Source organism: Clostridium chromiireducens (genome assembly GCF_002029255.1).
Taxonomy (GTDB): domain Bacteria; phylum Bacillota; class Clostridia; order Clostridiales; family Clostridiaceae; genus Clostridium; species Clostridium chromiireducens.
Genome location: NZ_MZGT01000027.1, coordinates 32426 through 46337 on the forward strand (window position 1 = coordinate 32426; position 13912 = coordinate 46337).

Consider the following 13912-nt stretch of genomic DNA (forward strand, 5'->3'; position numbering starts at 1 on the left):
CTATAATAAATCTACTCATCCTATTCATTGCTTAATATTTTATTATTTCACCAAAATTATATTTCATATAGATAATTCTGTCAATATTATCGATTAAAATAGGTAGTAATTAATATCGTCATATAAAACTTTTATTGTAACAGCTATAGGAACTACTAAAACCATTCCTATGAAGCCGCCAAATTTATCACCTATTAATAGCAATATTATTATCATAAAAGGATGCATATTAGTACTATCACCAGTCATCTTGGGAGATAGTATATCCCCTTCCAGCTGTTGAATTATGAACATTCCAAGAGTTACCCAAAGGGCCTTTATAGGTGAATCTAAAAGCGCAACTATTATTGCTGGTATTGCACCGAATATTGGGCCAAAATACGGGATAATATTTAATATTGCGTTTAAAATCGAAATCCATAACGGAAACTTGACCTTCAACATTAGTAAGATTACAAACGTCAATGCTCCTATTAATCCCGAAAGCAAAAGTTGACTTGATATATATTTAGTTAACACTCTATCTATATCACTTAAAATTTTTTTTGTTAATCCTCGTTTTTGAGTTGGCAATAATAATAATATTTTGTTGTATATCTTATTTCCATCACACAAAAAATAGTAAACCATAATTGGTATTATTGAAAGTGATAATAAATTATTACCTAAGCTCATTAATCTATCTACAGCATTTTCCGAAAAATTAATCCAAATAGAATTTGCTTCTTCTAACACTTCGTTGTATAACACATTTGTAGTTATATTATTATTTAAGCTGAATTTCCCAAAAGCTTCTTTCAAGAAATCGCTCACATTCTCAAAAACATTACTTATGTTAGCAATCTCATTAAATAATGTTGGTACAATTACTATAACACAGGTTGCAACTATTCCTATTATAATTAAAATCACTAATATTGATGATGATTTTCTGCTCACTTTTAACCTGGTTTCAAATAAGTCTCTTATAGGACTTAACGTATATGCTAAAATAAAAGATAATATAATAATATTTATTGTTGTTCTTATTGGGTCACTGTAAAGGTAAGATAGTATTATAGCGAAAAAACACACTAGGGTTAGTATAAGTATAATCTGATTTTTATGCTTTTTTACGTACATTATAATTCTCCATATTATGAGGTATAGATTTAAACAAAATTCCTTCGTTTCCTGTATATAGGATATAACTTTCTCCTAGTATACATCTATCTAAAAGTATAATTTGTTTACCTTTTATCATCTTATCTACTAATCCTGAACTTATTACTATAGCTTTTATAGAATAATCCTTAATATCTATAATAATATCTTCCAAAACACCTTTTACATTTCCCCATGTGTCAATTACCTCTATATACTTAATTTCCTTAAAGTTTAATCCTTCGCCTTTCCTTATAGAGCTGATAATTACATCTTCCCCTATATCTATAACATCCTCCATATCTACATAATTCTTTTTAGAAAACAAGAGACTATTAGATACTTTAAACCCTACAATTTTACCCATATAAAAATCAATATATAAGTCATCTATTATACCAATCTTTTTACCTTGAACATTATAAACTTTCTTAAAATAAAAATCTCTAGTCTTGAACATAGTTTCCCTCCAAATTCTAAAATAGAAATATCATTACATCTAGAATTCCCGACAAAAAGGAAAATTATTCATAACTACTCAGTATTGCTAAGAACAAGAAATAAAAAAAATACTTGCATTAACAGATAATTTTAAGTTTACAGCCAAACAACCGAAATGGAATATATGTGTTTGCTCCGGTTCCTTGAAGATTTGGCTGGGTGATTCTAAGATTACAAGTTGTACCCAAAGTGCTTGCCTCAAGGACTACGCCCTGAACAAGCACCTTTGGAACAACTTATAATCTAGAATCACAGCCAGCAAAATCTTCTTATGAACACTCCGCAAAAACATATATTCCATTTCTTTGTTTAGTGTTAATTTAAAGCAAAACACATTTAAGCAAGTATTTCTATGTTCATTCTGTTGTCAATACTCTCAAACTAATATTTATAAACTTCAAGATTGTACATTGATTAATGGCTTTAACTCTTATTTAATGGCGAAGTTGTGACATTTTTTAAGCTTTTATCTTAGAAATACTTAAAGTGATAGCAAAACAAAGAAATAGAATACATATATGTGGAGCAGGCATTGAAAAATAAGCTGCTGCATATCTTAACGGGAAGTTGTTCCATGTCTGCTTGTCATTCGATTGTCGAAGGAACATGCAGACATGGGTACAACTTCCCGTTTAGATATGCTCAGCGAAATCTTTCACAGTCCTGAGGAACATATATGTATTCTATTTCGTTTGTTCACGCTTCACTTTAAGTATTTCAATGATTAAATTATAGATTCTATTATTCCGCCGCCAACTACTATTTCGTTGTCGTAAAATACAACTGACTGCCCTTTAGTTATTGCTCTTTGTTTTTCATTAAAGGTAACTTTTACTCTGCCATTTGGTAATGGAGTCAAAGTAGCATCAGCTGGTCTTGCAGAATATCTAATTTTTGCTTTAACTTCGATTTCAGTTTCAAGTTTATCAAAAGAAATAAAATTAACATCAGTAGCAATTAATTCAGTCTTAAATATATCATCTTCAGCTCCTAAAACAACTTCATTTGTTTTAGCATTTATATTTGTTACAAAAACTGGTCTTCCAAGCGATAGTCCAAGACCTTTTCTTTGTCCAATTGTATAGTACACAATACCCTTATGTTGACCAAGAACATTTCCATTCTTATCAACAAAGTTACCTGGTTTAACTCTATCTGGTTTAGCTTCTGATATATATTTACCATGATTATTATCAGAAATAAAGCATATCTCCTCACTATCTTTCTTGTTATGAACAGCGAGTCCTATCTCTTTTGCTATTTCTCTAATTTTAGTCTTTTCATATTCTCCACAAGGCATTAAGGTATGTTCTAATTGATCTTGTGTAAAGTTATATAACGCATATGTTTGATCTTTCCTATCATCATCAGATCTGATTAAAAGATATCTATCATCACGCTTTTCTATTTTAGCATAATGACCTGTCGCTACATAATCTGCACCTATACCCCTAGCTCTTCTTAAAAGTTCATCGAACTTTAAATGTTTATTACATTCAATGCAAGGGTTTGGTGTCTTTCCATCTATGTACTCTTGAACAAATGGATCAATAACTTTTTCCTTGAAATAATCTCTAAAATTCAAAACATAAAAAGGTATATCAAGTTTGTCACACACTCTTCTTGCATCATCAACAGCAGAAAGGGAGCAGCAGCCCCCTTCCCTTTCTTCAAATTCCTCATCGTGCTGCCAGATTTGCATCGTAGCACCGATGACTTCATATCCCTGCTGTTTTAATAAATATGCTGCAACAGAACTATCTACACCACCACTCATACCTACTAAAACTTTTTTCTTCATAATTTCACCTATTACTCTTCTCCATGTACAGCAGCATGTAATTCTTCGTCACTATGCTCTTCCATTGGTATTACTTCTAATCCGTTCTTTGCTCTATAGTCATTTATAGCTTTATGAATTGCTTCTTCAGCAAGCACTGAACAGTGCATTTTTACAGGTGGAAGTCCATCTAAAGCTTCTGCAACTGCTTTATTAGTTAATCCCCAAGCTTCATCTAAAGTCTTTCCTTTAATTAATTCAGTTGCCATTGATGAAGATGCAATAGCAGATCCACATCCAAAAGTTTTAAATTTAACATCTTTAATAATGTTATCTTCTACCTTTAAGTAGATTTTCATTATATCTCCACACTTAGCGTTTCCAACTTCACCTACACCATTTGCATCCTCTATTTCTCCAACGTTTCTTGGATTTTGGAAGTGTTCCATTACTTTTTCTGTATATATCATATTAATTATCCCCTTTCTTTAAAAAGTCATCCCATAATGGTGACATATTTCTTAATCTTTCAATAATTGGTGGTACAACTTCAAGAACATAATCTACATCTTCTTCTGTTGAACCTTCACCCATACTAAGTCTTAATGATCCATGAGCTATTTCATGCGGAAGTCCAATCGAAAGCAATACATGTGATGGATCTAAAGATCCTGATGTACACGCACTACCACTTGATGCACAAACACCCTTAAAATCTAAAGATAATAATATCGATTCTCCTTCAATAAATCTAAAACATACATTAACATTTCCAGGTAATCTCTTATCTCCTCTTGGTCCATTCAATCTAGTATATGGAATTTCAAGTAACCCATCAATTAACTTATCTCTTAATACAGTTAATCTTTCCATATGTTCTTCTAAATGATCATTTGCAAGCTCAACAGCTTTACCTAATCCTACTATAGCTGCAATATTTTCTGTTCCAGCTCTTCTATTTCTTTCTTGTCCTCCACCATGAATTAAGTTATCAATCTTAATTCCTTTCTTTATATAGAGAACTCCTATTCCCTTTGGTCCATAAATTTTATGTCCTGCTAGTGACAGCATATCAATATTTAATTCCTTAACATCTACTGGCACGTTTCCAACCGCTTGAACTGCATCCGTATGGAAATAAACTTTCTTTTCTCTACAGATTTCTCCAATCTCTTTTATCGGTTGAATTGTTCCTATTTCATTATTAGCAAACATAATGCTTACTAAAATTGTTTTATCTGTTATAGCATTATTCAAATCTTCTAAGCTGATGAAACCTTCTTCATTTACATCTAGATATGTAACATCAAACCCATTCTTTTCTAAATATTGACAAGTATGAAGAACAGCATGATGTTCAATCTTAGTTGTTATTATATGATTTCCTTTATTTTTATGAGCTGATGCTATTCCTTTTATTGCCCAGTTATCAGCTTCTGATCCACCACCAGTAAAATATACTTCATCAGGTAAGCAGTTTAATGAATTTGCTATCTGCTCCCTTGCCTTATCTATAGATCTTTTTGTTTCTCTTGATATTCCATAAAAAGAAGATGGATTTCCAAACTTTTCAGTAAAATAAGGAAGCATTTCTTCTAATACTTCAGGCTTAACATATGTTGTAGCCGAATAGTCCATATATACATTTTTCATAATTATTCACTCCTATCTGCTATCTTGATACTGCTTTTCTTATTCTTTATATTTTCGTAATCATCAAGGATATCTTGTAAAGTAATTGAAGTCATAACATCATCAATACTTTTTTTAATCTTCTCCCAAACGGCTTTAGTAGCACAGCAATCTGCGCTGTCACAGTCTACTCCATCTATGCAGTCTGCGATTTCAATAGGACCTTCTAAGATGGTCATAATATCGCCAACCGTTATATCTTTTGGCGGTTTACATAAAACATACCCACCCTGTGCACCTCTAATACTTCTTATCATATTAGCACGTCTAAGTGGACTAAATAATTGTTCTAAATAATACTCCGAAAGATTTTCTCTCTTTGATATAGTTTTAATTGAAACTGGGGCACCACCATAATTAGATGCTAAGTCAACCATAGCTCTAACTCCATATCTTCCTTTAGTCGAAAGTTTCATTACATTTCACCCCTTTTCATTATTTACATTGATATTTCATAGCTTTTTTGATAATATAAAAATATATTAATTTTGTTTATATCTTATCAAAATACTCGGCTTTTGTCAAACGATAATTATTATTTTTTTATTTCTTTCCAGTACTTCTTCAAACTCTCTTCATATCTATTATTTTGTTCTTTATAATAAATCTTCCCACTTAGTTCTTCTGGCAGATACTTTTGTCTCACGTAATTGTTAGGATAATCATGAGGATACTTATATCCACCTACCCCAAGGTTTGCTGCACCAGAGTAATGAGCATCCTTTAAATGCATCGGAACATCTCCAAAATTAATATTTTCCAAGTCACTCATTGCATGCATTATAGCTAAACAAGCACTATTAGACTTAGGGAGTGTTGCTAAATATATAACTATTTCTGAGAGAATTATTTGAGCTTCTGGAAATCCAACTTTTAAAGCAAGCTCTATACCCGAGTTAACAACTGATAATGCATTAGGAAAAGCTAATCCTATATCTTCTGCGGCTATAACGGATATCCTTCTAACAATAGCAGTCAAGTTTCCACCCTTTATTAATCTAGCTAAGTAATGAATTGCTGCATCTGGATCACTTCCACGAATGCTCTTTTGAAGTGCACTTAACAGATTATAGAATTCATCTCCACTCGAATCTGCTCTCATGCTAGACTGTCCTAAGCTTTCTATATATTCACTTGATATTACCCTGACATTTCTAACCTGTGAGTTTATCGCTAATTCTAAGATATTGTAAGCTTTTCTATAATCACCTTGTGATATTTCTCCAATATAAATCAAGGATTCTTCTGAGTATTCTATTTCTATGCCTTCAGCTATTAATTTTTCAATAGATTTCTTTAATCCAACAATAATATCATTTGTATTTAGAGGTTTAAATGAAAATATATTACACCTGCTTATTATGGCTTTATGTATAACAAAATACGGATTTTCTGTAGTACTTGCAATTAAAGTTATTCTACCATCTTCTATAAATTCCAATAATGCTTGTTGTTGTTTCTTATTAAAATGCTGCAGCTCATCTATGTACAAAACTACTCCATTATAATTCAATAAATTATCCATATTATTAGTTATGTCCTGAATATCTTTTACAGAAGCAACTGTGGCATTTAATTTATAAAACTTTTTATCAACATAATTAGCCATTATGTTTGCCAAAGTTGTCTTGCCTGTTCCTGGCGGGCCATAAAATATGCAATTACATATATTCCTGCTTTTTATCAAGTTATATAATGGCTTCCCCTCACTTAATATTTGCTGCTGTCCTACAAAATCTTCCAACTTACTAGGCCTCATTAAATCTGCTAATGGTCTCATTATTACACCTCTCCATATGCCATTATATTATTATAATCAATTAATGCAAACTCATACATATAAAAATCTATATCTTCCAATCCTTTTTTTAACTAGAAGTTAAGCACCTAAAGATAAATAAAATTTCCAAATTTTCCTTGAATATGCCTTATGTTTGCAACAAATAATATTATAGCAGATACAAGAAAATAAAAAAGCAGCAAGAATTATAATAATCTCGCCGCTTTGCTTTAATTATTTAACTGAACTCTATTTTTTACATAAAATTACTTAGTTACTGTTTGTACTGAAGTTACATACCCTATTTGTCCATTTCTATATACTCGAACAACACTGTATACTTTTGCACCAGATTTAACCTTATACTCTCCATTGCTATATGAAATATCTTTATCAGTTCCATCTTCGTTAGCTACAAATATATCTTGAGAAACATAATCATTTCCTGTTTTACTGTTGTCAACAGCCTTATTAAATGTGACTTTGAAGCTTATAGTTCCATCTTCATTAGCTGTCTTATCATCTATACTTATAGCACTACTTGCACTATTTAATCCTATAGTAGCATATTGGCTATAAGCACTGTTAATTTGTTGTTGGAATGTTGGTGTATTACCACCACTGTTATTTGATGATCCGCCACCACCCGATGACTTAGTAGGTTCAGTTACGCTTGGTTTACTTGGAGTTGTTTGAGCTCCAGTTCTTGAGAATGATATAGCTGGAGTTGGAATTTTATCTCCCACTGCTTCTCCGCTTGCTGCAAATGTATAAGTTACTCCATTAATAGTAACATTTCCTGTTGCCATAGCTCCACTTGGTGCTAAATAATAAACTTTTCCTTCAACTTCAACCACACCTGTTTGCATTGCTCCTGATGCTGCTGTAAAGTACCATGTACCTCCATCATTTACCCAACCTGTTTGCATTGCTCCTGATGCTGCTGTAAAGTACCACGTACCTCCATCATTTACCCAACCTGTTTTCATTGCTCCTGATGCATCTGTAAAGTACCATTTACCTCCATCATTTACCCAGCCTGTTCTCATTGCTCCTGATGGTTGTAAATAGTACCATGTACCTCCATCATTTACCCAGTTTGTTTTCATATATCCATCTGAACCGAAGAAGTACCAGCTACCACTAATAGTTCTCCAACCAGTAGAATATGAACTTCCTTCTGTATTCCACCATCCGTTAGAATCCTGCTTCCATTCCGCTGATGCTCCTGTTGGAGATAAAGCTGCTACTGTTAATGCCACTACTGCAGCTGTAACTAAATTTTTTAATCTTAAACTTTTCATTATTATATTACCCTCCTCAAATACTCTTGCTTTCAAAGTTATACTATTTAGTATAAAACTCTCATTAATCTAGAGTTATTCTTAATTTAAAACTAATTAATTTCTTATTTTACTTAATTAAACGTTTCTTAAATGTTGGAATAAACGCAAATAAACCTATGACAAGTGTTATAGCATCATACTTTGCCAAAACTATCAAACAATGTCTAGCTATATTTGAAATAGCATCTTTTATATAAACCTGACTTATATTAATGTTTTCATAAATTTTCAACATATAAATACTAGAGGATACTACAACTAAAATAAATCCTGATATTAAAAACGCAGTTCCTATGTATTTTAAACTTGAGTTTAACCCCTTAACATTTATTTTTATTAATATGGCCATTATTATCATTGGTATCAAAATAAATAACCAAAACAGTTTATAAAGTGTTGATGTTATTTTGGCTAATTTTTGAACTTTACTCGATTCCATGATCTTGTTAAAGTTCATTTTTTCAACTTCTTTATCAATGCTTTTGCCCGCTTCATCCACCAATTTATTTTTAACACTATCTAATTTACTTTTAAAATTCGTATTATTTTCTGCTTTGCTTGTGGTACTTTGATTTTCATTATTCGACGATGCTGCGTTTCCCTGCTCTCCACCATTACTATTTCCAGTAACACTTTGGGAATTAGAACTATCACTATTAGTACTATTTCCCTCTTTAGTAGAGCTTGCAGCACTGCCTCCACCTGGTTCATAACCATCAATTGTTATACCATACCCAGCTAATATTTTTAAAGCTTGTTCTTCTGTTATGCCTTTTTTTCTTGCTTTTTCAATAGCTTGTTCTTCAGTTAATCCTTTTTGCTTTAGTATTTCTCTTACTCTAGCTTCTGCTTCTTCCTTGCTCATTAACTTTTCTACTTTTACTACGTCTTGTCCATCTTCTGATGCTTTCTTAACATAGTTCATTTCATTAAGTTGTAGCTTACTTGTAGTAGATACCATGTTTTTAGTATAAAAGTTATCATTAAAAGATACTTCATTACTAGCTGGCTTTATTACACTGCTTATAACAGAATCTAATATATCGGATATTCTCTGCTTATATATGGACGTATCTGGAGACTTCACATTATTTTCTCCAGTTTTAAAATACTCTAAAACTCCATAGACAGCACTCTCTACTTCTCGTTCTATATCTTCCTCTGTTACTATTGATTCTTTTATATCAACATTGATATTTTTAGAGCTTAAAAGACTATCTATTTTTTGATATACAGAATCTTTAATCTGACTATAAGTACCACTTTCATTAAATATATTCAGATAAGTAGTTTCATTTAAAATCACATACCTTACGAATATGGATGAAACAGCTAGCATAATGCTAATTACTAATAATATCTGAGCTGTTATTTTTATTAAGCTTGTTTTCATTTTACTTCACTAAATCTTTAAATGTTTGCGCATACGTAACTAAATTCGATGCATTATTATTAAGAAAATCACTAATTTTATATGCATCTCCAGAATCAAGTTGAAGAATTATTTGCTTGTCATTTATAACAGACATAGCAATTTCTCCGTTTTTATTCATTCCAAAGAGCACATTATAATTAGGATTATATTCTCTTACTAAATCCTTAATGTCGCTTTCAAGCTCATATTTACCATGGCCTTTTACAATACCACCATTTTCAATATCTCTTAATGTAACCGCTACACTTCTAACTTCTGCTACTAAAGCATCTAAATCATCTTTATTAAATGCATTAACTATTATTTTTGCATTTTCTAAAAGTGTCTTGTTAGACTCAAGTAAATCTAATGCTTTGTTTAACTTAGTATAATTACCCTTATCAACTTCATATTTTTCAATGGTTGTTTTAAGTCTACTTAAATTAATAATAGTCCCGATCTTTGTATTTGTATTAACATTATAAGATATTGGACTTTTATTAGCTAGAAACATAGCTATCATATCCGCTTGTAGTTTTTCTTTACTAGGTCTCTCTGCTGCAAATGCTCCTATTGAACTAAACATAGTTAAAGCTAATCCAAGAGCTCCAATTGATACTAATTTTTTAATTTTCATTTCTATTTTATCCCCTTTCAATACTATAAATGCTAAGTATAAACCGCCCAATATGATTCTATACATATTCTATATTATAGTATTTTTAGCATTTTTACAATTACTTTTACATTTTATTCTTATGAATTAACATTATTACAATATATGAAATTATGATCTACACTAGTTAAATAAGCTTAATAGTTCTTTAATTTTTACATAAAAATTAAAATACTTTATTACAATAATATAGATCTACTATATTTATATTATTTTACTGACCACATGTAAATTAATTCACATAAATCCACTTCCTTTATATATTTGCATATATATGATTAACATGGTAAATTATATATATACGTTTCAAATTTTGTAACTATCTAACATATATATAGTTTACATAGTTACAAAATTTGAGGAGATTAGATAATTAAGTATTATAGGGAGTGTTAAAATGAAAAATTTCAAATTCAAAAAATTAGTGGTTTTAGCCGCAGTAACTCTTGCTGCTACTGCAACTGTTATTCCAATAAAGGCATCTGCTGCTTGGAAACAATCTGATAATGGCATCTGGAGCTATACTGATGGAAACTCATCAATTTCTGGTTGGAAATTAATCGAAGGAAAATGGTACTTCTTTGATTCAAGTTCTATAATGAAGACTGGCTGGGTTAATGACGGTGGTAAATGGTATTACTTAGAGACATCTGGGGCTATGAAAACAGGTTGGATTAATGATGGTGGTAAATGGTACTATGCTGCTCCATCAGGCAATATGCAAACTGGATGGTTAAATAATAATGGTTCTTGGTACTACTTAAATTCATCAGGAGATATGCACACAGGGCTACTTGACATAAACGGAAAAACATATTACTTAAGTGAGTCTGGAGATATGAAAACTGGAAACATAACAGTTAACGGTATAAGCTATAGCTTCGCTGCAAGTGGTGAAAAAACAAATTCGTCTAATGCAAATCAGATAGCCTCAGGTATAGCTAACGCAACAGATGCTACCAACGCGACAGACGCTACTAAGGATACTGCTCTATCAGGCGGCTCTGGAGGATCAGGCGGCGGTTCTGGATCTGGTGGATCAAAAGCTTCAGCCGAAGCCTTATATGGTACATGGACTGTAGGTGATTATGTTGCTTCAAATCTAGATTCAAAAATGACAGATGAGCAAATAGCTTTATGCCAAGGACAATCAATAACAATTACTAAAAGCTCAATAAGCTTTAATGATTATAACATAACTATTCCTAATCCTTCTATTAGCGCAAAAACTATGACCTCTTCTGATTTTGATAATAAATATAATATAAATATTTCAGGTAGTAAAGTTCAATGTTTTACTGCCACTATAAATATTATTTCACTAGACAAAAGCGCATCTGTGACTGTTTTTATCTCAGATGATGGAGATTCATATGCTTTATTAAAAGGAGCTTTCTTCAAATTAGAAAAATAATGTAGATAACTACGTGTACAAGCTTTTTACCTTATAAATTTACATACCTTAGGAATATGGATGAAACAACATCTATTACTATAAAAGCTAAGTATACTTCTATGCAAGAAAGACCAAATATGTTGTTCTTAAACAGAGCAACATATTTGGCCTTTCTTTTGTAATTATTGTCATATAACTGAGCTTTCTATATTATTCTCTTCTTAACGATTCTACTGGATCCAATTTGGATGCCTTATTTGCTGGCAGCAATCCAGCTAAAGTTCCAATAACTATACTTAGTGATATTCCAAACAATCTATAAGAATTCCTTATCAATACTATATCAATACCAAATGCTTTATTTGACATAAGATTTATTCCTCTCCCTAAGGAGTATGATAATATGATACCAATAATCCCGCTAAAAAATCCTATTAAAAATGCCTCACAGACAAAAATTCTTCTTATATCCTTTTTTCGCGCTCCAATGGCCTTAAGTATCCCTATTTCTTTCGTTCTTTCCACAACGCTAATATACATAATTATTATTATCATAATTGTTGATACCAATAAAGCCACTCCTGAAATCCCTGATAATACATAAGTTAAAATACTTATCATTGAATCAAACATATCAACCATCTGTTCTTGTGAAGATCCTGAATATCCAAGTTCTTTAACCTTTTCTTTAATACCATCTGTAAATTTACTACTTGCGCTATTAAGATACAGTACATTAGGCTTTAATTGGTATTTATTATCTGAATATAGTTCCTCTAAATCTGAATAGTTTAAAAAAACAGATTTCATAATAGAAGTTAAATCCCCACCTGTTGTAGTATAAACTCCACTTACAACAAATTCCTTATTAATCATCTTTTGATTAACTAAAATTCGTAAAACAGCCTTTTTCCCAATAATATCTTCAGCAAACCTATCCAAAATGGATTTATTAATTAATATTTCACCTTTTTCAGGTAAAGCCCCTTCCTGTACATTTGATTCAGTTATATTCGAGGATATTGTTGAAACCCTCATAACATTACTTCCTTTACCATCATAACTTAAAGAATTGGCCCCCATAGAAATATCAGAATATCCTTTCTCTATAGAAGATACATTTTCTATTTGTGATAACTTTTGTATATCCTCATCCTTGAATGGATTTTGTTTATTGATATTAGGCTTTTCCATGGTAACAATATCTAAGTTAACTGTTTCCGAATCATCACTTGGCATATTGACTTCTATTACGAGAGGATTAACATAACTGTTCATAGTTTTACTAAAATAAGCTTTAACACCATTCCCAAAAGACAGCATTAAAATGAGACTCATAATACCAATACTTGCACCTATAGAAATAGCTACATTACGTATTAGTTTTTCTTTCATATTAGTTAGTGCCAGCTTTGCTGCACTAAAAATGCTTAGGCCATTTCTTTTTTTCTTTATATTAAAATTTATCTTTTCTTCTTCCCCGTTATATCTGTCTAATTTAAAAAATTCTTCATCTTCAGTTATTCTGCCGTCTGCTATTTTAATTACTCTGCTGCAGCAAGCTGCCACTTTCTCAGAGTGAGTAACCATAATTACAAGTTTTCCTCTTTTAGCTATATCCATCATTATTTCTAAGATTTGATCTGATGTATTAGAATCCAAGCTTCCTGTTGGTTCATCAGCAATAATTATTTCAGGATTATTTATTAAAGCCCTAGCAATGGCCACTCTCTGTTTTTGCCCTCCTGATAATTGGTTTGGTTTCTTACTCATGTGATCTTTTAAACCAAGCTTAATTAACATTTCTTTAGCACGTTCAACTCGCTCTTTATTTTTAATATTAGATAAAGTCATAGCTATTACAACATTATTCAAAACAGATAAATGAGGTATCAAATTAAAACTTTGAAATATAAAACCAACTTTGTTTTTTCTATACTCATCAAGTTCTCTCATCTTAAGCTTTTTAATATTTCTTCCATTTACAAGTAATTGTCCATTATACTTCGAATCCAATCCACCTATGAGATTCATTAGTGTAGATTTTCCACTTCCAGATTCCCCTACAATAGCTACTAATTCATGCTTATTAAAAGATAAATTAATATCTTTTAATACATAAGTCTTTTCATTACCTTTTAGATTATAATGCTTGCTAACATTTTTTAAACTTAATAAACACAT

At 31.1% G+C, this 13912-nt stretch carries 12 protein-coding genes and 1 other annotated feature (1 of these 13 only partly in view); of the genes, 1 reads left to right on the forward strand and 11 read right to left on the reverse strand.

The genetic code is table 11. The features are described from left to right. Positions 1 to 37 (reverse strand) — a binding site (T-box leader); it reaches 142 nt to the left of the window's first position. Positions 38 to 93: 56 nt separating this feature from the next. From CLCHR_RS11245 to CLCHR_RS11290, 10 genes are all read right to left on the reverse strand, one after another. Beyond that, on the reverse strand, positions 94 to 1122 hold the full coding sequence (locus tag CLCHR_RS11245) for an AI-2E family transporter (protein WP_079439896.1): 1029 nt from the start codon (positions 1120 to 1122) through the stop codon (positions 94 to 96). Next, complete coding sequence (locus CLCHR_RS11250; protein WP_079439897.1) at positions 1103 to 1603, reverse strand: PRC-barrel domain-containing protein; 501 nt, start codon at positions 1601 to 1603, stop codon at positions 1103 to 1105. The genes CLCHR_RS11245 and CLCHR_RS11250 overlap by 20 nt, the downstream gene beginning before the upstream one ends. 765 nt (positions 1604 to 2368) lie before the next feature. Beyond that, on the reverse strand, positions 2369 to 3445 hold the full coding sequence (mnmA, locus tag CLCHR_RS11255; protein WP_079439898.1) for a tRNA 2-thiouridine(34) synthase MnmA: 1077 nt from the start codon (positions 3443 to 3445) through the stop codon (positions 2369 to 2371). Positions 3446 to 3456: 11 nt separating this feature from the next. Continuing rightward, positions 3457 to 3894, reverse strand: a complete 438-nt coding sequence (gene nifU, locus CLCHR_RS11260) for a Fe-S cluster assembly scaffold protein NifU (RefSeq protein WP_079439899.1) — start codon at positions 3892 to 3894, stop codon at positions 3457 to 3459. A 1-nt stretch (position 3895) separates the two neighbouring features. Beyond that, entirely contained in the window at positions 3896 to 5077 is a 1182-nt protein-coding gene (gene nifS, locus CLCHR_RS11265) for a cysteine desulfurase NifS (protein WP_079439900.1), read from the reverse strand. Positions 5078 to 5079: 2 nt separating this feature from the next. Next, on the reverse strand, positions 5080 to 5532 hold the full coding sequence (locus CLCHR_RS11270) for an RrF2 family transcriptional regulator (RefSeq protein ID WP_079439901.1): 453 nt from the start codon (positions 5530 to 5532) through the stop codon (positions 5080 to 5082). A gap of 119 nt (positions 5533 to 5651) precedes the next feature. Then, positions 5652 to 6896: a replication-associated recombination protein A gene (locus CLCHR_RS11275; RefSeq protein WP_079439902.1), complete on the reverse strand. Its 1245-nt coding sequence runs from the start codon at positions 6894 to 6896 to the stop codon at positions 5652 to 5654. A gap of 266 nt (positions 6897 to 7162) precedes the next feature. Next, positions 7163 to 8200, reverse strand: coding sequence for a PspC-like choline-binding domain-containing protein (locus CLCHR_RS11280; protein ID WP_079439903.1), 1038 nt, complete (start codon positions 8198 to 8200; stop codon positions 7163 to 7165). A gap of 109 nt (positions 8201 to 8309) precedes the next feature. Continuing rightward, positions 8310 to 9635 (reverse strand): MPP10 family protein, encoded by a 1326-nt coding sequence (locus CLCHR_RS11285; protein ID WP_079439904.1) that lies wholly within the window; start codon positions 9633 to 9635, stop codon positions 8310 to 8312. Between the two features lies 1 nt (position 9636). After that, positions 9637 to 10293, reverse strand: coding sequence for a hypothetical protein (locus CLCHR_RS11290; protein ID WP_079439905.1), 657 nt, complete (start codon positions 10291 to 10293; stop codon positions 9637 to 9639). A 436-nt stretch (positions 10294 to 10729) separates the two neighbouring features. Here CLCHR_RS11290 and CLCHR_RS11295 point away from each other — a divergent pair, with 436 nt between their 5' ends. Next, positions 10730 to 11746, forward strand: a complete 1017-nt coding sequence (locus tag CLCHR_RS11295) for an N-acetylmuramoyl-L-alanine amidase family protein (RefSeq protein ID WP_079439906.1) — start codon at positions 10730 to 10732, stop codon at positions 11744 to 11746. A 192-nt stretch (positions 11747 to 11938) separates the two neighbouring features. Here the strand turns inward: CLCHR_RS11295 and CLCHR_RS11300 are convergent, their stop codons facing one another. Continuing rightward, a complete protein-coding gene (locus tag CLCHR_RS11300) occupies positions 11939 to 13912 on the reverse strand; it encodes an ABC transporter ATP-binding protein/permease (protein WP_079439907.1) in 1974 nt (657 codons plus the stop codon).

Coding starts and splice junctions, on each gene's coding strand:
- mnmA (WP_079439898.1), bottom strand. CDS start 3,445: ATGAAGAAAAAAGTTTTAGTAGGTATGAGTGGTGGTGTAGATAGTTCT.
- CLCHR_RS11295 (WP_079439906.1), top strand. CDS start 10,730: ATGAAAAATTTCAAATTCAAAAAATTAGTGGTTTTAGCCGCAGTAACT.
- CLCHR_RS11275 (WP_079439902.1), bottom strand. CDS start 6,896: ATGAGACCATTAGCAGATTTAATGAGGCCTAGTAAGTTGGAAGATTTT.
- CLCHR_RS11285 (WP_079439904.1), bottom strand. CDS start 9,635: ATGAAAACAAGCTTAATAAAAATAACAGCTCAGATATTATTAGTAATT.
- CLCHR_RS11280 (WP_079439903.1), bottom strand. CDS start 8,200: ATGAAAAGTTTAAGATTAAAAAATTTAGTTACAGCTGCAGTAGTGGCA.
- CLCHR_RS11250 (WP_079439897.1), bottom strand. CDS start 1,603: ATGTTCAAGACTAGAGATTTTTATTTTAAGAAAGTTTATAATGTTCAA.
- nifS (WP_079439900.1), bottom strand. CDS start 5,077: ATGAAAAATGTATATATGGACTATTCGGCTACAACATATGTTAAGCCT.
- CLCHR_RS11245 (WP_079439896.1), bottom strand. CDS start 1,122: ATGTACGTAAAAAAGCATAAAAATCAGATTATACTTATACTAACCCTA.
- nifU (WP_079439899.1), bottom strand. CDS start 3,894: ATGATATATACAGAAAAAGTAATGGAACACTTCCAAAATCCAAGAAAC.
- CLCHR_RS11300 (WP_079439907.1), bottom strand. CDS start 13,912: ATGTGTTTATTAAGTTTAAAAAATGTTAGCAAGCATTATAATCTAAAA.
- CLCHR_RS11290 (WP_079439905.1), bottom strand. CDS start 10,293: ATGAAAATTAAAAAATTAGTATCAATTGGAGCTCTTGGATTAGCTTTA.
- CLCHR_RS11270 (WP_079439901.1), bottom strand. CDS start 5,532: ATGAAACTTTCGACTAAAGGAAGATATGGAGTTAGAGCTATGGTTGAC.